13 protein-coding genes are annotated in these 18,792 nt (G+C 54.0%); all 13 read right to left on the reverse strand.

The features are described from left to right. Positions 1 to 77 precede the first annotated feature (77 nt). Positions 78 to 3,128: a SusC/RagA family TonB-linked outer membrane protein gene (locus tag DUE52_RS10585; RefSeq protein WP_229312132.1), complete on the reverse strand. Its 3,051-nt coding sequence runs from the start codon at positions 3,126 to 3,128 to the stop codon at positions 78 to 80. A gap of 392 nt (positions 3,129 to 3,520) precedes the next feature. Beyond that, on the reverse strand, positions 3,521 to 5,947 hold the full coding sequence (locus DUE52_RS10590) for a glycoside hydrolase family 2 TIM barrel-domain containing protein (RefSeq protein WP_114405975.1): 2,427 nt from the start codon (positions 5,945 to 5,947) through the stop codon (positions 3,521 to 3,523). Between the two features lie 133 nt (positions 5,948 to 6,080). After that, positions 6,081 to 6,347, reverse strand: coding sequence for a hypothetical protein (locus DUE52_RS10595; protein WP_114405976.1), 267 nt, complete (start codon positions 6,345 to 6,347; stop codon positions 6,081 to 6,083). Positions 6,348 to 6,655: 308 nt separating this feature from the next. Next, on the reverse strand, positions 6,656 to 7,135 hold the full coding sequence (locus DUE52_RS10600) for a YeeE/YedE family protein (protein WP_114405977.1): 480 nt from the start codon (positions 7,133 to 7,135) through the stop codon (positions 6,656 to 6,658). 17 nt (positions 7,136 to 7,152) lie between these two features. Continuing rightward, positions 7,153 to 7,725, reverse strand: coding sequence for a YeeE/YedE family protein (locus DUE52_RS10605; RefSeq protein ID WP_114405978.1), 573 nt, complete (start codon positions 7,723 to 7,725; stop codon positions 7,153 to 7,155). Positions 7,726 to 7,768: 43 nt separating this feature from the next. Beyond that, on the reverse strand, positions 7,769 to 9,187 hold the full coding sequence (locus DUE52_RS10610) for an MBL fold metallo-hydrolase (protein ID WP_114405979.1): 1,419 nt from the start codon (positions 9,185 to 9,187) through the stop codon (positions 7,769 to 7,771). A 115-nt stretch (positions 9,188 to 9,302) separates the two neighbouring features. After that, positions 9,303 to 10,103: a sulfite exporter TauE/SafE family protein gene (locus DUE52_RS10615; protein ID WP_114405980.1), complete on the reverse strand. Its 801-nt coding sequence runs from the start codon at positions 10,101 to 10,103 to the stop codon at positions 9,303 to 9,305. Between the two features lie 74 nt (positions 10,104 to 10,177). Beyond that, positions 10,178 to 10,813, reverse strand: a complete 636-nt coding sequence (locus DUE52_RS10620) for a Crp/Fnr family transcriptional regulator (protein ID WP_114405981.1) — start codon at positions 10,811 to 10,813, stop codon at positions 10,178 to 10,180. Positions 10,814 to 10,862: 49 nt separating this feature from the next. Then, complete coding sequence (locus DUE52_RS10625; protein ID WP_165840910.1) at positions 10,863 to 11,075, reverse strand: YgaP family membrane protein; 213 nt, start codon at positions 11,073 to 11,075, stop codon at positions 10,863 to 10,865. A 95-nt stretch (positions 11,076 to 11,170) separates the two neighbouring features. After that, on the reverse strand, positions 11,171 to 12,268 hold the full coding sequence (locus tag DUE52_RS10630) for a serine hydrolase domain-containing protein (protein ID WP_114405983.1): 1,098 nt from the start codon (positions 12,266 to 12,268) through the stop codon (positions 11,171 to 11,173). A gap of 175 nt (positions 12,269 to 12,443) precedes the next feature. After that, positions 12,444 to 13,967, reverse strand: coding sequence for a SusD/RagB family nutrient-binding outer membrane lipoprotein (locus DUE52_RS10635; RefSeq protein ID WP_114405984.1), 1,524 nt, complete (start codon positions 13,965 to 13,967; stop codon positions 12,444 to 12,446). A 33-nt stretch (positions 13,968 to 14,000) separates the two neighbouring features. Further along, on the reverse strand, positions 14,001 to 17,024 hold the full coding sequence (locus DUE52_RS10640) for a SusC/RagA family TonB-linked outer membrane protein (RefSeq protein WP_229312133.1): 3,024 nt from the start codon (positions 17,022 to 17,024) through the stop codon (positions 14,001 to 14,003). Positions 17,025 to 17,246: 222 nt separating this feature from the next. Next, positions 17,247 to 18,467, reverse strand: a complete 1,221-nt coding sequence (locus DUE52_RS10645; protein ID WP_114405986.1) for a glycoside hydrolase family 130 protein — start codon at positions 18,465 to 18,467, stop codon at positions 17,247 to 17,249. Positions 18,468 to 18,792 lie beyond the last annotated feature (325 nt).

Raw genomic sequence — 18,792 nt, forward strand, 5'->3', positions numbered from 1 at the left:
GCGCTCCCAACCCCCTAAAGGGGGCTTTAACCCGATGTGTTAGCCCCTTTAGGGGGTTGAGGGTGTTAATTTTAGGATTAAAAAGTAAGATTCAGGCCCAAAACGAACGTTTTGGCTTTCGGGTAGCTGAGGTAGTCGATGCCGTAGGAGGAAATGCCGTTGACCGTCCGGTCCGTATTCACCTCGGGGTCATACCCGTCGTACTTGGTAATCACAAACAGATTCTGGCCCGTGGCCGACAAGCGGATTCCGGAAACCCAGCGGTTGATGCCGAGCAGCTTGGGGCTGAGGTTGTAGCCAAGCGACAGGTTGTTGAGCCGCAGATAAGAACCGTTTTTCAGGTAGCGCGACGAAACCGGTGCCGAGTTGTTGATCGACTCGTTGGCATACTGGATGGCTTCAGGCGTGGTATTCAACCCCTTCGACAACCGCAGTTTGTAGAAATTGGAGTTGGCGGTATTGTCGTACAGTTTGTTGCCCGAAACGCCGTTGAAATTCACCGCCAGATCGAAGCCTTTGTAGGCCACGTTGCTGTTGAAGTTGAACTGTTTTGTGGGCAGGGCGCTTCCCACGGCCACCCGGTCTTTGTCCGTCACAATGCCGTCGCCGTCCACATCGCGGAAGGTGCTGATGCCTTTGTCGTCAAAACCGGTGAATTCCTTGAGGAAAAAGGTGCCGATGGGCTGGCCGTTCACGTAGCCATTGATGGTGGCCGACGTCAGACCGGAACCGGAAGCCGAGCCGGACGGAATGACGGTATACGGCGAATTTTTCACCTCGTTGTCGATGAACGTAACATTCCCGCCAATGTCGAACCGGAAACCGTTCAGGTTGGCATAGCGGTAATTCAGATCCAGTTCAACACCCTGGTTGGTGATCGTCATGTCCGGCACGTTGGTCCAGAACGTACCCGCCGGTTGAACGGGGTCAGCCGGGATCACTTCCAGCAGAATGTTGTTGGAGACTTTCCGGAAATAATCGACCGAGCCCGACAGAGCCCCTTTGAACAAGGCGAAATCCAGACCGATGTCGGTTTGGGAAGACACCTCCCACTGAATGTCCGGGTTGGCCAGCCGCGAATACGACGTTCCGGCGGGATACGGCCCCGTGGGAGCCAGCGGATAACTTGTTGTGGCCGACACCTGCGAGGTAAACAACGCCTGCGTGATTTTCGACGGGATTTCCTGATTACCGGTTTGTCCCCAGCCCGCCCGCAGTTTCAGATCAGAGAACGGCCCCGATTTCAGGAACGCTTCTTCCGACAACCGCCAGCCTACCGAGAACGATGGAAAAATACCGTACTTGTTGTTGGACCCAAACTTGGACGAGCCATCGGCCCGCACCGTGGCCGTCATCAGGTATTTGTCGTTGTACTGGTAATTGACGCGGGAGAAGAACGACTGAAGCTCATTTTCCAGGGCGTATCCGCCGGGGCGGTTATTGGCCAGCGTCAGATCCTGCCCCAGACCGGGGTTGTAGATCGGCTCGATGGGCGAAATCGGAAATTTGTTGATGCTCGAACTGCGTTCCTGCACAAAAATCTTCTGGTACGAATGCCCCAGCAAAGCCGTGAGGTTGTGCTTCGTGGTCGACAAAGTATACGTGAAGTAATTCTCGATCAACACGTTGCGATTGGTTTTGTAAATGGTTTCCAGCCGACCATCCTGCAAAGGAACCGCGTTGGGCAACGACTGCAAATCCCGCACCGAACTGGAGTTGTCAACGCCCAGGTTGAGTTTGTACACCAGATCTTTCGTGATTTTGAACGACGGCGAAATATTCCCGATCACCCGGTTGATGGTGGTTACATCCTTTTCCAGTTTCAGCGGAATCAGCGGATTTACCCCACTCTGGTATTTGAAGGGCTCGCCGTTGGCATCGTAGGCCGGCAGCGTCGGATTGGCGGAAATCGCCCCGCCCAGCAGGCTTTCGACCGGTGGACGGCGGCTGTAGGTGCTGGTTGCATTCAGGTTGACATCCACATTCAGGCGGTCTTCCATGAATTTCTGCGACACATTGATCCGTCCCGTATACCGTTTGAATTCGCTGTTTTTCAGGATACCGTCCTGGTCCTGAATCCCGAACGAACCATAATACGTCAGCTTTTCGGCTCCTCCGCCAAACGAAACGTTGTGGTTCTGGGTATAGGCCGTCTGCGTAATTTCCTTCTGCCAGTCGGTCGATGCCTTGAAATCTTCCAGCACCCCGCCTACGGCCGGAACCTGGCGCCGGTATTCATCCGCCGAATACACCGGCAACGCCCGCGTCAGGTTCGAGATGCCCAGACTGGACGATACATTGAAGGTCGAAAAACCGGATTTGCCTTTCTTGGTCGTGATCAACACCACGCCGTTCGCCCCCCGCGAACCATAAATAGCAGTAGCCGAAGCATCTTTCAACACGTCGATCGACTCGATGTCCTGCGGGTTCAGAAAATTCAGCGGGTTGGAGGTTCCACCCGTACTGGAGTTGTCGAGCGCAATCCCGTCCAGCACAAAGAGGGGTGTACTGCCCGTCCGAACCCCACCCGGACCCCGGATTGTAATATTCTGAGCACCACCCGGTTCGCCACTGGCTGAGGTGACGTTGACCCCGGCCACTTTTCCCTGGAGAAGCTGCTCCGGCGAGTTAATGATCCCCTTGTTAAAATCGGCACTTTTGATCGACTTCACCGAACCGGTCATGTCTTTTTTGGCCGCACTCCCGTAGCCGATGACCACCACCTGCGACAGTTCCGACGCCGATGCCTTGAGAGAGACATTGATTGTGCTCTGGTTGCCGACCGCTATTTCCTGCGAAACAAAACCGATGAAACCAAACACCAGGACGGCATTGCCTTCCGGCACGGCAATCCGGTAATCGCCGTTGGCGTCCGTTGTGGTTCCGCGCTGGGTTCCTTTCAGAACGACACTGCAACCCGCCAGGGCCTCGTTCGTCAGGGCATCCGTCACCCGCCCGCTGACGGTGACATCGGCGCCCGGTCGTTCAGCCTGAAAACTAGACGTTTTAATCGTTGCCAAGGCCTGGCTTTTGCCCTCGACCGCCAGCAGCGTTAGGGCGAGCAGGACACAGCAAAGTCTCCTCCAGTGCATTGTAAATGGAGGAGAAAAAGAGTAGAAAATCATCATATAGGTAGAAAGTTAAATGGTGACAAAGGTCTCGGAATCTGTGCAATTCCAATTCTTTCGCCAAATATTTAAAAATAATTTAATATATCTAGCAACACCAGATTACTCCTACCCCTAACCCAGAAATTTGCTCACCCGGAAAGGCAGCATTCGGCTGGCTCTATACACAATACCCAGCGAAGTTGTATCTATTTCCTGCTAATCAGCACGGTTTTCACCATCCGGGGCCGAGTTATGTGGTCGGTCAGATGAACAAATGAAGAAACATGGCAAGCGAAAAAAAACTATAAACTCCCTGAAATATAAATTGCTTGCCAAAACATGCATCATTGCAAAAATTACTGTTGTTACGATTTTGTTATCTTTAAAATTACCCTGCCACAGTTGGATTTTTAGCGCACCGTCACGGTGAATTCCCCCGTTTGCAAACCGGGTGCCGTGGCTTTCAGTGTAATTTTTCCCGGTTTTAGGGTAGGACGGAGAATGGCCAGACAACGGCCCCGGAACGTCGTTTTCTCCGGTTTCTGAAAACTACTCAGATCGGTGGGATTGGCGTTGCCCACACCCGCCAGTTCGCCCGCACCGGCAAGCTGAAATGTAACTGGAACAGCCGCCGTGGGAACCAGATTCCCTTTTTCATCGACCACCTCGACGGCCACATACGACAGATCATTGCGATCGGCACGGATCGTTGACCGGTCGGCTTTGAGTTGCAGGCGGTACGGTTTTCCGGCGGTAATCAATTCGATCGAACCCGTCGGTTTTCCCTTTTCAAAACTCGTGGCTTTCAGGGTTCCCGGCTCATACGGAACCGTAAACGTCGCGGTGATGGTGGTGTCGGCAATGGTTTGTTCCCCGATTAGTTTCCCGTTCAGTTCCAGCTTCACCAGCGGACTGCGCGAAAAAACCCGCACCTGGAGCGCTTGCCCTTCCGCGCCCGGCCACGTCCAGCTCGGCTGCTCATCCGGCCAGCCCCAGTTGGTCACGGTTTCTTTCATGCCCGCCGGAATCGGGTTGTGAACGGCCAGTTCGATCGGGCGGTTTCGCCAGACCACGTCGCGATAGTAGGACTGCGGTTTTTTGAACCCGATCAGATCCAGATCTCCGCAGTAGGCGTTGAACCACGGCCAGGGAAACACCGCAATCGTGCTGTCTTTGGTGGTTTTCGGTTGCAGCAGCGAATGACCGATGGCGGTTTCTCCCATATAATCCATCGCCGTCCAGACAAAATCACCGATCACATACGGGTGTTTTTCCACCATCTGCCAGTTCTGAAAGGCTTCTTTGGCGAAGGTTTCTGTCCCCAGGATGATGCGCTCCGGGTGCCGCTGGTGATCCGATTCGTAGTTTTTCCACTCGTAATTATATCCACCCACATCCAGCAATGCAAAAGCGGGGTCAGAATCCGTCCAAACTTTGCCGGGATGTTCCCAAAACACGCAAAGGGCTTCCGTCACCGGGCGGGTGGGGTCCAGCCGACGGGTTTCATCCGCCAGTTTTTTCGTGATCGCCAGCCCCGAGGGTTCGGCGCGTTCGTTGATTTCGTTGCCGATGCTCCAGAGGATAACCGACGGATGGTTGCGGTCGCGCAGGATCATGGCCTGCAAATCCTGCTGCCACCAGTCGTCGAAAAACCGGTGGTAATCCTGCGGTTTTTTGGGCCGCTGCCACATGTCGAAGGCTTCGTCGATCACCAGCAGCCCCAGCCGGTCGCAGGCATCCAGAAAAGCCGTCGACGGTGGGTTGTGACTGGCGCGTACGGCATTGAACCCGTTGGCTTTCAGGAGTTCCACTTTGCGTTCCTCCGCCCGGTCGATGGCAGCAGCACCCAGCGGCCCGTTGTCGTGGTGAACACAACCGCCTTTCAGCATAACCCGCTTCCCGTTCAGCACAAAACCGGTTTTGGCACTGAACTGAATGGAGCGAATGCCAAAGGCCGTCGTCACGCTATCGAGTCGTTTTTTGCCCGAAAAAAGCACCACGCGGGTCCGGTACAAATCCGGTCTTTCCGGCGACCAGCGTTGCGGGGTCGTTACGGTCAGCCGTTGTGTGGCCTCCCCTTTCCCGTGAGCCGCTACCGCAACGGTCTGTTGCGTTTTGGCAACGGGTTTGCCATTCGGAGCGAATACGGTAATCTGAACCGAAACCGGCATCGCGTTTCCAGACTGGTTTTCAACGGCGGTCAGCACCTGCACCTGAGCGGTTTTGTCAGACACTTGCGGGGTCGTAATCGAAATACCCAGGGGGGCCACGTGAACCGGCTCGGCGACGGTGAGCCAGACGTGCCGGTAAATCCCGGAACCGGTGTACCAGCGGCTGTTTTTGCCGTTGTTTTTCACCCGAACCGCCAGGACATTTTGCTGACCGGTTGGCAATAAATGGGGCGTGAGGTCATACTGAAAAGGCGTGTAGCCATACGCATGAAAACCCAGGTGACGCCCGTTAATCCAGACGTCGGTTTCCATGTGAACTCCATCAAAATAGATCGATACGGTTTTGCCTTTTTCCGTCGGTTTGAGCCGGAAAGTCTTGCGGTACCAACCCGTTCCGCCGACGGTATACCCGGTTGACGTAGCCCCGACACTCGCTCGCGAAAACGGCCCGGCTACCTGATCCGGCGACGGGTTGGGCAAATCCTCGATGCTCCAGTCGTGCGGCAGATCGAGGAAGCGCCAGTTGGCATCGTTGTAATCCCGTGCTTCGGCCTGGATGGTGCTGTCTTTCAAAAACCGCCAATCCGAGTCGAAAAGGCGGGTTCGGGTTTGGGCAAAGGCGTGGATCGTAGTTAGAAGGCTACAGGCGAGGAGGAGTATTTTCATGTTTATTTTAAGGGTTATTTCGCAGAGTTGAGCGGAGGAAATCAGAGTTAATCAGAGAAAAAAACTCTGCGTAACTCTGATTTCCTCCGCTCAACTCTGCGAAATAACTTTCATTTATATACCAGAAAACCGTTCAAACCGGGATTATTTCGCAACGTACGGGAATCGATTCGCAGTTTCCCGTTCTTCCATTCCCCGTTCCTGAATGGCTTTTCTTCCTTGTTGAAAACCGCCGTGCGCCGATGATGGCGGTATTGAGTAAGACTTCGTCGTCGGCATTCCAGTCGTATCGGCTCGGCGCCATGATCGCCAGGTCCCAGAAAAACCGGTAGCCGCCGTCCTGAACCGAAAAGACGGTTTCAGCCCGCGCGGCTCCGTTAATGAGCAGAAAAAAACTCACGCAAAAGACGAAGACTATTTGTCTGGTAACGACCTGACATATTGCCCCTAAATCCCCTGAAGGGGACTTGGACGCAGCAGCATCCGGATTCAGAAAGTCCCCTTCAGGGGATTTAGGGGCGTTTTGAAAAAGTCCTGGTACAAATTTTATAAAAAACGGGTTTAGGAATTGCATCGGTTTTGCTTCGTGTCCATAGCGAATAGCCCACATGACCGGACTATAGACTACCCTGATCGACTGTTTTTATCAGTAAGACGGCAAAACCGGCAAAGTATACCCGGTTATTTTCAGGTAAATCGAAACTTCCGTTACGGCAGCCGGGGTCGGAAATACCCGTACACCCAGGTTCCGGCAATGGCACTCAGCAGCGTCACCAGCACAACCACGAAACCGCTGCCGATCTGGGCAAACAACGGACCCGGGCAGGCTCCCGTAATGGCCCAGCCGAGACCGAAAAGCAAACCGCCGTAGATTTGCCCGGAGTTGAATTTCTTGGGATGAAATACCACCTCATCACCCGCTATCGTTTTGATTCTAAACCGTTTGATCAGCCATATCGACAGCATTCCGACCACAATCGCGGAGCCAATGACACCATACATGTGAAAACTTTGCAGCCGGAACATCTCCTGAATCCGAAACCAGGAAACAATTTCGGCTTTGACAAAGACGATGCCAAACAGAATGCCGACCACTCCGTATTTCAGGTTCCCGACAAATCCTTCCTCCTGCTTCATGTCGTTGGGTGCATCGCACGCCAACATCTCTTCTACTTCAATTTTTTCCATTCGTGTATCTCCGGCTTTTAAAACAACTTCATGAGGTGGGGTAAAATCAGGTGCGTCATCGCAAAACCGCCCGCCATAAAACAACAGGTGGCGACCAGCGACGGCCATTGCAGATTGGAAATCCCCATGATGGAATGCCCCGACGTGCAGCCGCCCGCCATGCGCGTTCCGAACCCAACCAGAAAACCGCCCAGCACGAAAAACACCAGCCCTTTCAGGGTGAACAGGTTAGCCACGTTGAAGATATCACCGGGCATCAATCCTGTAAAATCCTGAATACCAAGGGCTTTCAGATCCGCGACGGTCTGGGGTGAAATTTGAATAGCCTCGGGGTTGGCCAAAAAATGTCCCGCCAGAAAACCGCCGATCAGAATACCGGCGACAAATACCAGGTTCCAGATTTCGTGTTTCCAGTCGTACGAAAAGAACGGAATATTGGCCGGTATACAGGCCGCACAGATGTGTCGCAGCGACGATGAAATTCCAAACGATTTATTTCCAATCAACAGCAAGGCTGGCACCGTCAGTCCGATCAGCGGCCCGGCCACGTACCAGGGCCAGGGCTGACGGATTAACTCTAATAACTCCATAGATTTTCTATTTTTCTATTCAATTGGCTAATTTACAAATTTGTTACGCCTTTTTCAAGGTCGTGGGACACACATAATCCGTGATTTCAAAAAGACCGGTTTTTTTGATGGCGTCAAAACCGCCCGTCACATCCACCAGTTTTTCGTACCCCCGTGCTCTCAGGATCGAAGCGGCCATCATGGAGCGGTAGCCGCCCGCACAATGAATGAACAGGGTTTTGTTTTTGGGTAGCTCCGCCATGTGATCGTTGAGGTATTCCAGCGGAATGTTCCGAACCCCGGCGATGTGTTCGGCGGCAAATTCACCCGGCTTCCGCACATCGACAATCTCCAGATCCCCTTCGGCCATCCGGTTTGCCAGCGACTCCGCCGATACCGACAACAGGGTGTCACTCTCCTTCCCGCTGGCTTCCCACGCACTGAATCCGCCCGCCAGAAAGCCCAGCACCTGATCGTAGCCCACCCGCGCCAGCCGCGTTAATGCCTCCTGCTCCTGACCCGGTTCACAAACCAGTAACAGATTGTGTTTTACATCCGGGACCAACGTACCGACCCAGGGGGCAAACTGCCCGCCAAGCCCGATGTTGATCGAGTTCGGAATGAAACCCTGACGGAAAACCTGCGCCGGTCGGGTGTCAATAATCAAGGCACCGGTTTCGTTGGCGGCTGCTTCAAACGCTTCCGGACTCAGGGCCTGTCCTCCCCGTTTCAAAACCGTATCGATGCTTTCGTAACCCTGTTTGTTGAGCGCAACGTTCTGTGGGAAATACTGCGGAGGGGCCAGCAAACCGTCGGTTACTTCCTTGATAAACTCCTCTTTCGACATCGAAGCCCGCAGCGCATAGTTGAACAACTTCTGATTGCCCAGCGTATCGGTGGTTTCTTTGCTCATGTTTTTGCCACAGGCCGAACCCGCCCCGTGACCCGGATAGACGATAACGTCGTCCGGCAGCGTCATGATTTGGGTGCGCAGCGACTCGTAGAGATAGCCCGCCAGATCGTCCATCGTCAGGTCCGCTTTCTGGGCCAGATCAGGACGGCCGACGTCGCCGATGAACAAGGTATCGCCACTGAAGAGGGCGGTTTCTTTCCCGGTTTCATCCAGCAACAGGTAACAGGTCGATTCCATCGTGTGGCCGGGCGTGTGCAGCACCCGGATTTTGACGGAACCGAGTTGCAATTCTTCGCCATCGGTCGCAATGTGGGCTTCGAAATTCGGTTTGGCGAGCGGCCCATAGACGATGGTAGCCCCGGTTTGGCGCGCCAGGTCGAGGTGACCGGACACGAAGTCGGCGTGAAAGTGGGTTTCCAGCACGTATTTGATGCTGGCACCCGCTTTGGCGGCTTGTTCCACATACGGTTTTACTTCCCGCAACGGGTCAATAATCGCGACCTGGCCTTCACTTTCAATGTAATAGGCACCCTGGGCCAGACAGCCCGTATAAATCTGTTCAATTTTCATGGTTTTCTATTCGATTCTGGTTTAACAAAATTCAGGTTGATGCGTTTGTGATTCAACCTGTAACAAAAGTAAAAAGGCGGCAACGGGCGTTCCGTGACTTTTGTTACACGCCGGACTATTGGAGAAAAGTTTCTTTCACGATAATGTACACGCCCATCGCCAGCACGAACCAGCCGAAAGCTTTTTTGAGTTTCGGGCCGGAAACAAACCGGGTCAGGTAGGTACCCAACAAAATGCCAAGGATCGACAGGGCCGTAAAGACCAGCAAAAACCGCCAGTCGATCGTGGTCAGTGACAGCCCGCTCAGAAAGCCGATCAGCGAGTTGGCGGCAATGATCAGCAGTGAAGTCCCGACGGCCATTTTGATGGGCAAACGGGCCAGCAAGACCAGCGAGGGAATGATCAGAAAACCGCCCCCCGCGCCCACAACGCCCGTCAGAATACCGACCAGAACCCCTTCTGTCGCCAGCAAATTAGGGCTAATCCGGTTCTGATCTGCGTCCGTTTCAATCCGGTGGTCGCGGATCATCGAGCCGGAAGCCGCCAGCATGACCAGCGCAAACACAACCATGATGGCGACGTTTTTACTCAGGTAGAAGGCCGGGGTTGAGAAAACCGGGTCCGGAATGGCCGGAACGAGGTAAGTGCGGGTGAGGTAAATGGCGGCAAACGAAGGCAGTGAAAAGGCCAGCGCGGCCCGGTAGTTGACCAGCCGCTGCTGCATATAGCGAACGGCACCGACCAGCGAGGTGGTGCCGACTACAAATAATGAATAGGTGGTGGAAACCGTTGGGTTGATGCCGAGCAGATACACCAGCACCGGCAGGGTCAGGATGCTGCCGCCCCCGCCGATGAGACCCAGGGTAATCCCGATCAGGATCGATGCCGTAAAGCCCAGAATTTCATGCGAACTCATGCTGTTTTTTTTTAACAAAGCACGCCATGAAAAACGGGCGGTTCCGTGATATATGTCACACGGGCAACCATTTTCTACAAAATTTCGATTTTATTGCGTGACAACCGGAGGTAGCCCACGCGCTCCAACTGCTTCAGCAGACGGGAAATCACCTCCCGCGACGTCGCCATTTCGCGGGCAATTTCTTCGTGGGTGATCTGCAAAACCGTACACTGGCAACTCTGGGTTTTCTTCTTCAAATAGGTCAGTAACCGTTCGTCGAGTTTCTTGAATGCAATGCTGTCGATGGTGGCAATCATGTCGTCGAACCGGCGCTGGTAGGTACGGAAAACGAACTGTTTCCAGGTCGGAAACCGGCAAATCCATTCATCGACTTTCTCGACCGGGATGAAAATCAGACGGGTTTTTTCTTCGGCAATCGCCGTAATTTCGCTGGGTTTGTTGTCGGGACTGCCCGTCATCGAGATGGCGCAGGAATCCAGCCCACTCAGGTAGTAGAGCAAAGCCTCATTACCGACCGCATCGGGGCGCATAATTTTGATGGAGCCACTCAGAATAATCGGCACCGAGCGGATGTAACTCCCCGGCCGGATCAAATATTCACCTTCTTCAACTTCCTGATAAATCCCGATCCGGTTTATTTCTTCGATTAGCGCCGGTTCAAAACTTCCCCGAAACGCGGCATTGACTACCTGACTGTCGTTGATCATTCCTCTCGCTGTCTTTCACCGCACCCGAACGTCGGGCCGGTCGTCTTCCTTAAGACATTTTTTTTCGGCGTTTGGTGCCTATCCCAAAGAATGCGTATATCGGGCAAAAATTCATTAAACTGGTGGCAATCATAATTCCGGCTCCTGCCAGGGCCACCACGGCCCATACGCCAGTCACCACATCCGCAATATAAAGCCCTATTAACGTGGCGGCAATCAACAAACGAACCACCTTATCCGAAAAACCAATGTTCTTTTTCATAGCCTTGCTTTTTGGGATGAAGTAACGGCTATCCGGGAACCTAATCAGTGACATTTATCACAATAGCCTGTGATTTTTGGTGGTTTAACCGGTTTTCAGGGTTTTCCGACAAATTGATCCAGAAAGGCTTTGGCGAACGCGGAGGCTCTCAGGTTGCTCTGAAGCTTCGGATTGGTTCTGAAAATATCAAATTTGGCGTAAAAAGGGCGACTCAAATCCTGCGAATTAGCCAGAATAATAAACGTCAAATCACGTTCGGGAATCTTGACGAACAGCGATGAATTGCCCGTCCACCAGCCGGTATGCCAAAGAATCCGCAACCTTTTATAGTCACGCACAAACCACCCCAGGCCGTAGGGAAGCGCGTTGCCATTTCGGGAATACGTCGGCGTAAAAACCTGTTTCCAGGTTAGGGGGTTTAAGAGTTTTTGTTCGTCAATGGCCGTCGAATAGGCCACCAGATCGCTGACACACGACATCAATCCGGCCGCCGGGCCGAAATGGGTCGGATCCGCGATGGGTACAATCCGGCCTTTTTGCAGATCATACGGTTTGGCCACTAGCTTGCCATACGCTTCCCGATTATAGCCCGTCAACGCAAAACTGGCGGTATCGGCCAGATTGGGCGCTGTATGGGCCAGCCCCAGCGGTCGGATGATGTTGTCGACCATCAACTGCCCGAACGTTTTTCCCGATTCTTTTTCAATGGGCTGAGCCAGTTTGCCGTAGTAATCGCCGTTGTAACCAAAGCTGTAGCCCGGTTTGAAACCGTTGAACGAGTTTCCCTGGGCCGTGTGGGTCAGCAGGTGTTTGAGCTTAATCCGGTCGTCGTTGCCCCAACGCGCACCCAACTGAATGCCGTATTTTGTAACCGGATCATCCAAATTGATCTTGCCCGCTTCCACCAATTGCATCAGGATGATGGCCCCGAAGGTTTTGGTAACCGACGCCAGATGATACACCGTATGCTCGGTGGGTGTTACCTTATTTTCAATATCAGCATAGCCCAACCCCTTGTACCAGACCAGCTTTTTTCCATGCACCACGCCAACGGAGAGCGATGGGATCTGGTATTTCTGTCGCAATGCTTCCAGAATTGCCGCAAAACCGGTGGTATCGGCGGGAGAAAACGTGCGCTGGGCTTGCAGCGATTGTGAAAACAGGAGGAGTAGAAGGCCGTAGAAAACTTTCATTCGTGTTGTTTTTGAAACAAATAACGAAAACCGCCGTCTCCTAATCTTCTCAAAACCGGATTTGAGCGTTCATTTCCGGTTTTTCTCTCTAATCTAGCCTCTGTTGTCTGGAAAGAAAAAGAGGCCTCTGTTTCCAGAGGCCTCCTGACTATTCAAAATAGGTTAGTTGGTAAACTTATTGCTTGTCCCACCAGATCCGGGTCGTGAACAGATCCGGCCCCTGGCGGGTAATGGCTTCCTGAATATTCGGGTTAATCCCCGGTTCTCCCTGCGGATACCGCAACCGGCGCGGAATCTGGCCGTTGGTTTCGTTCCCCGGATAATTGACCGGAGTCAGTTTGGGCAGTCCAGTTCTCCGCCAGTTCGCCCAGCCTTCGAGGTGGTTCAGCACCGAGCCGGTGATCACCCACATTTCGGTGTGGATGGCGTTCATTTTATCATCCAGCGACCCGGTCGAATACGGGTTGGCAGCCGCGTAAGCCGCCACATCGGCATCCGCAATCACCCCGCCATACGACGCCAATTGCCGGACACCCGCGCTTTGACCAGCTTCAAACTCGGTTTTGGCGGTTCCGGTAGCCCACCCCCGCTCAATGGCTTCGGCTTTCAGCAAACGCGCTTCGGCGTGGGTCATGATGAAGTACGGATTTTCCAGTGCGTACATGTTCGGAGCCACCCGCGAATAATTATCCAGACTGGTTTCGGGCAGTGTTTTCAGGGTCGTCGCATCGGTTCCAGGCGGAATTCCGCGTTGTTTCGCCACAGTCTTGTCGCCATTTTTCAGTGCCGAAATCACCGCCAGGCGCGGGTCTTTCCGGGCTTTCAGCGCATCGATGAACGTGCTGGCCCACTGGATGTTATTCCCGTTGGCAATGCCGCGTCCCGCGCCGAGGTTCCACGAATTGGCGTTGGAGTTGGTGCCGGCCCCCGTGTTCGAGAACTTGATCGAAAAGCTATCGTCGTTGCTGGCCATAATGCCGCCGTCGATGGCTTTCTTGGCCCAGGCCTGCGCCCCGGCCGCATCCACTTTCTGCATCCGCATGGCCAGCCGCAGCATCAGCGAATTGGCACCACGCTTCCATTTTTCCAGATCACCGGCATACACAAAATCGGCGGTTTTCGGAATGTAGGCCGTGGCACTGAACGCTTTCCCGGCTTCTTCCAGTTCTTTCAGCAAGTCGGCGTAGATGTCCTTCTGCGCATCGTATTTCGGCGAGAAAACACCGTCCAGATAGCCTAAACCCGCTTCTTTGTACGGAACATCGCCGTACAGATCCGTGATGTTGGCCATCTCGACCACCCGCAGAATCCGGGCCATCGACAGAATGTTCACGTTTTTCGCATCCGCTTTGGCCAGTGCAATCAGATTGACCAGATTTTTGATCGAATTCGGGTACGAGTTCACGAAATAAGCTTCGCTCAAATCACCCTGGTAGGTATATACCGTTCCCCGGTAAAAATTGACCTCTACCGACGACATCTGCTGAATGACGGTCGACGCGTAGATGAAGTTGGCCCGCCAGGACTTATACCCCGGATCGCCCGCCGACCCCGGAATGTGCAGCGTGGCCCCCGACAACAGGTAGTCCAAAGGCACCGACGAGGGCGTGTTGGGGTTGACGTTGATTTTTTCAAAATCTTCCGTACACGCCCCAAACGTAAACAGAAGCGTGGTCACTATCAGTATTTTGCGTAACATATGGTGGTATCTTTTAGAAGATGAGCGCATGACTTAGAATTTCAGATTCAGGTTAACCCCCACCGTACGGGTTGGCGGCACACCGGCCAGTTCCAGTCCCTGGGCGTTCGAATTGTTGTAGGTCGATTCGGGATCGATGTTCGGCGTTTTCTTCATCAGAATGGCTAAGTTCCGGCCCACGAGCGAGATGGAAGCCCCTTTGAACGGCGATTTGCCAAACACCCGCGTCGGAATCGTGTAGTCGATGATCACCTGCCGGAGTTTCAAAAAGTCGGCACTGTAGACAAACGGATCGGCAATGTTGAACAGCCGCTCGTAGTATTGCTGCGCCGGTACTCTCACGGTATTCGGTTCGCCTTTTTCGTTGACGCCCTTGCCAACAATGCCCGTTTCGCGGCCTTCCAGCGTCGACTTCAGCAAGCCCCGGCGGTTGGCGTAGGCGTTGGTTCCGGAGTAAATCACCCCGCCAAACTTCCCGTCGATCAGGAAGCTCAGGCCGATGCCCTTATACCGGAACGAGTTGGTGAAACCCAGGGTCGTCGGTGCCACGCCGGTGCCGAAATTGACCAGATTACCCTGCAAGGGATAGCCCTGCGAGTCGTAAACGACATTGCCCGACGCATCTTTTTTGTAGGTAAATCCTTTCACCTGGCTGTAGGGCAGGCCCACTACCTGGTGAATGTAGGCAATCCGCGTCCGGTTTTCGTCCACCTGCAGCGTAGTCAGGTTGCCATACAGGCTCACCACTTCGCTTTGGTTGTAGCCCATGTTGAACGACGCATCCCACGAGAAATCCTTCGCCGAAGCCAGTCGGTAGGTCAGCAACAATTCGAGTCCTTTGTTGGCAATTTCGCCCACGTTGAACAGCGCGCTGCCGTAGCCGGAAGTGTTGGAAATCGTAGCCGCCACAATGTCGTTGGTGGTTTTCCGGGTATACAGCGCAAAGTCGACCCCCAGTTTGTTGTTGAACAGACGGGTTTCCAAACCGGCTTCCGAGGTGGTCGAGGTCAGCGGTTGCAGGTTCGAATTCGGCACACGGTCGCCGTTGATCTGGGCCAGCGGAGCACCCAGGTGCGCCCCCGACAAACCGTAGTACAGCGACAGGTTATACGGATCGGTGTCGCCACCGGCCTGCGCCCACGACGCTCTCACTTTCAAATAATTGATGGCGGTTGGCAATTTGAAAGCCTCCGAAACCACAAAACTCCCCCCCACCGACGGGTACAAAATGCTGTTGTTTCCTTTGGCAAGCGTCGAGAACCAGTCGTTCCGGGCCGTTGCCGTCACGAACAGATAGCTATTATAGGAGAATTCCGCCGAACCGTAAACGGAGTTGATCCGTTTTTCGATGTAGTTTTCGCTGGAACTCCGGGCGGCCGGGTCGATGTTCGAAATGTCGTAGAAATACGGAATGTTGAAGTTGCTGCCGCCATACGATGAGTTCTGGTAGGTCTGTTTCATCAGGTTGCCCCCAAAGAGCGCATTGACCCCAAACCGGTCGCCAAACTTCTTGTTGATGCCCAGCAGCAACTCGGAATTGGTTTCCGTAAAATTCCGGTTGCCCACGTTCATGCCCCCACGCGGCTGAAATGGCGTGCCGTAAGGCGTGATGGTCAGGTTGCGGTAGTTGAAATTGTCGAAACCCAGCCGACCGCGCAGAAAAAGCCAGTCAGTGAAGTTGAAGCGGGGCTCGACGACGCCGATAATCCGGCCTTTTTTATCTTCCTGCCGCCAGTTGTTAGCCGCCACATACGGGTTCTGGATGTAAATGTTGTCGGACCAGACTTTCTCGGAACCGTCGTCATTGAGCTGGCTTTCTTTCAGGGCCGAAAGCGGCAGCGAGGTCGGCATGGCGTTGATCGCGTACGTCGCACTTCCGGGCGAATCCGACAGGCGGGGCCGGTTGGTGGTTTTCTCCAGAATGTATTTGACGTTCGTGACAATCGACAGTTTCGGGCCCAGATTGGCGTTGACGTTCAGCGCAAAATTGTTCCGGCGCAGTCCGCTATTGGGAATGATGGACTTGTTGTTGAGGTCGTTCATCGACAACCGGTACGTGATGCTTTCCGTCGCTCCCGTGAGCGCCACCGAATTGGTAAACGTGCTTCCGACGCGGTAGAAATCGGTCTGGTTGTTTTTGTAAGCCGAATAAGGCCGTGATTTTCCGTCGAAATTGATGGTATTTGAACCGTCCAGTTTCGTTCCCCAGCTATTCGAAGTCAGGGCTTCGGCCACGGTGGTCGGCTTAATGCCGTTGTTGCCCATGCCGTATTCATACTGGTAATCTTTGTAGGTGGGCAGTAACAGGTTCTCCGCCACGTAGTTGCTGCTCAGCTCAACGCCGATGCCTTTGTTGGCTTTCCCGCCTTTGGTCGTCACCAGAATAACGCCATTGGAAGCGCGGGAACCGTACAAGGCCGAGGCCGTGGCACCTTTCAATACGCTGATCGTTTCCACTTCGTCGGGGTTCAGGCTGGAAATACCGTCTCCGCTATCACCCCCACCCCACATCCCGGCCGAACCCAGGTTGTCGTTGTTGATGGGCGTTCCGTCGACCACGATCAGCGGCTGGTTGTTGCCGGAAATCGAACCATTCCCACGAATCACAATCCGGCTCGAACCACCGGGGCCCGTCGCCGTGTTGGCCACGTTCAAACCGGCCACTTTTCCCTGCAGGGAGTTCGCCATGTTGACGGTTCGCGCCTGGGTCAGTTCCTCCCCTTTCACTTCGGTAACAGAATACCCCAGGGCTTTTTTCTCTTTCTTGATCCCGAGGGCCGTCACCACCACCTCGCTCAGCGTCGATTCTTCGGGCATCAGCGACACATCGATGGTGGTTGAATTGCCGACTTCGACTTCTTTTGGTATAAAACCGATGGAACTGAATTTGAGGGTCGCCCCTTTTTGTACCTGGATGCTGTATTCGCCCCGGTCGTTGGTAATCGTTCCGCGGGTCGTGCCTTTGATGAGCACGTTGACCCCGTTTATTTCGCTTTTGCCCTCCTCCGTCACTTTGCCTTTGACCTCGACGGTTTGCGCAAAGCTGAGGGTTGACAAAAGGGAGAGGACCAGGATCCTCAGAAAACATAGACTTCTTTTCATAGTAGGTAAAAAATTGAGGTGGAATTGAACGTGGTTTTTAAAGTCTTTGGGTAGTCTGGCTGGTTGACAAATCGAAAAACAAAGCCAGTTCAACGCACTGGCTTTGTCCGGACTACCAACCTATAATTGATCCTAATAAATTCATTGTCAAGGCCTCATCCGTGCCTGATCGCTCCGTCAAGCCGCTTGCCCGTTAGCAGCCGGCATGGTTTTTTCCCGCCCGGTCTGGTACATCCGGTTTTTCGTAATCAAGTCGTTCAGTCGCTCGACCGAGGTGGCCGACCGCAGCCCGTCTGCCGGGGTGTTGACCACATAGTCGAGCAAACGACCAAGGGTAGACGTCGCCACGTGCATCCGGGTATCCGACGATGCGTAGTAGATGAAAACCGTCCCGTCGTCGTCCAGAATCCAGCCGTTGGCGAAGACGACATTGGACACATCGCCAATGCGCTCCTCGCCTTCGGGGGCGATAAAATACCCCGCCGGTTTGTAAATCACTTTCGTTAGGTCCTCTAAATCCGTCATAAACAGATACAGGACGTAGCGCAACCCGGCCGCCGTGTTCCGAACGCCGTGGGCCAGGTGCAGCCATCCTTTCGCGGTTTTGATCGGTGCCGGTCCCTGCCCGTTTTTCACCTCATACACCGTGTGGTAGCGTTTCTCATCCACGATGTATTCCCGGTCGATCACCGGATTTTCCATCGAATCGGTCAGGCCAAACCCGATGCCTCCGCCCGTTCCGGCTTCGATAAAACCGTCTTGCGGACGGGTGTATAGCGCGTATTTTCCGTTCACAAATTCCGGGTGCAACACCACATTCCGTTGCTGGGGTGAAGGCGAAACCAGATCGGGCAGCCGTTCCCAGGTTTTCAGATCGCGCGTCCGGGCTATTCCGCACTGCGCCGATGCCGAGGATTCGTCGCCTTTCTGAGCAGCCGGATCTTTGCGTTCGGTGCAGAACAGGCCGTAAATCCAGCCGTCTTCGTGCTGCACCAGCCGCATGTCGTAGACGTTGATGTCCGGTTCGCCGGTTTCGGGCATCGCAATCGGGTAGTCCCAAAACCGGAAGTTGTCGATTCCGTTGGGGCTTTCGGCCACCGCGAAAAACGACTTCCGGTCGCTGCTTTCGACCCGCACCACCAGCAGATACCTCCCGTCCAGCCGGATGGCCCCGGCGTTAAAGGTTGCGTTGATGCCAAACCGCTCCATCAGATAGGGGTTTGTGGCCGGGTTCAGGTCATACCGCCAGAACAAGGGGGTGTGCCGGGCCGTCAGAACCGGGTACTGGTAGCGGTCGAAGAGGCCATTGCCGGGTTTGAGCTTCTCGTTCTGACGCGAAATCAATTCAAAATGGCCCTCTTCCAAGGTCTCCAATCGTTCCTGAAAGGCAATTTTCATTGGTTAATAGTATATGAATTCTTCTACCGATCCGTCCACGTTCCGCTGTTGCCAGCTTACGGGATAATTCGCCCCGAATGGTCGCGTACCTCACGGCACGCCAGAGCATGACACAACCGCTCTTCTTCTACCGACGCTCCGCTGTTATATCCCTACGGGATAATTTGCCCCGCCAGGGGCTTGACAGCGTAGCGTCGGTAGATGACAGAACCGATTTATTTCCCGCGTGCCGATAGGCACGTGACCTCCAAACCGACGCTGTGCTGTTGCATCCTTACGGAATCAATGGCCGGGTTTTATAACACGTCAATTACAACAATTCGTC

Source organism: Larkinella punicea (assembly GCF_003334855.1).
GTDB lineage: Bacteria > Bacteroidota > Bacteroidia > Cytophagales > Spirosomataceae > Larkinella > Larkinella punicea.

What these genes read in the sequence shown, in the direction of transcription:
- DUE52_RS10585 (WP_229312132.1), bottom strand. Translation starts at nt 3,128, where the DNA reads ATGATGATTTTCTACTCTTTTTCTCCTCCATTTACAATGCACTGGAGG.
- DUE52_RS10590 (WP_114405975.1), bottom strand. Translation starts at nt 5,947, where the DNA reads ATGAAAATACTCCTCCTCGCCTGTAGCCTTCTAACTACGATCCACGCC.
- DUE52_RS10600 (WP_114405977.1), bottom strand. Translation starts at nt 7,135, where the DNA reads ATGGAAAAAATTGAAGTAGAAGAGATGTTGGCGTGCGATGCACCCAAC.
- DUE52_RS10605 (WP_114405978.1), bottom strand. Translation starts at nt 7,725, where the DNA reads ATGGAGTTATTAGAGTTAATCCGTCAGCCCTGGCCCTGGTACGTGGCC.
- DUE52_RS10610 (WP_114405979.1), bottom strand. Translation starts at nt 9,187, where the DNA reads ATGAAAATTGAACAGATTTATACGGGCTGTCTGGCCCAGGGTGCCTAT.
- DUE52_RS10615 (WP_114405980.1), bottom strand. Translation starts at nt 10,103, where the DNA reads ATGAGTTCGCATGAAATTCTGGGCTTTACGGCATCGATCCTGATCGGG.
- DUE52_RS10620 (WP_114405981.1), bottom strand. Translation starts at nt 10,813, where the DNA reads ATGATCAACGACAGTCAGGTAGTCAATGCCGCGTTTCGGGGAAGTTTT.
- DUE52_RS10625 (WP_165840910.1), bottom strand. Translation starts at nt 11,075, where the DNA reads ATGAAAAAGAACATTGGTTTTTCGGATAAGGTGGTTCGTTTGTTGATT.
- DUE52_RS10630 (WP_114405983.1), bottom strand. Translation starts at nt 12,268, where the DNA reads ATGAAAGTTTTCTACGGCCTTCTACTCCTCCTGTTTTCACAATCGCTG.
- DUE52_RS10635 (WP_114405984.1), bottom strand. Translation starts at nt 13,967, where the DNA reads ATGTTACGCAAAATACTGATAGTGACCACGCTTCTGTTTACGTTTGGG.
- DUE52_RS10645 (WP_114405986.1), bottom strand. Translation starts at nt 18,467, where the DNA reads ATGAAAATTGCCTTTCAGGAACGATTGGAGACCTTGGAAGAGGGCCAT.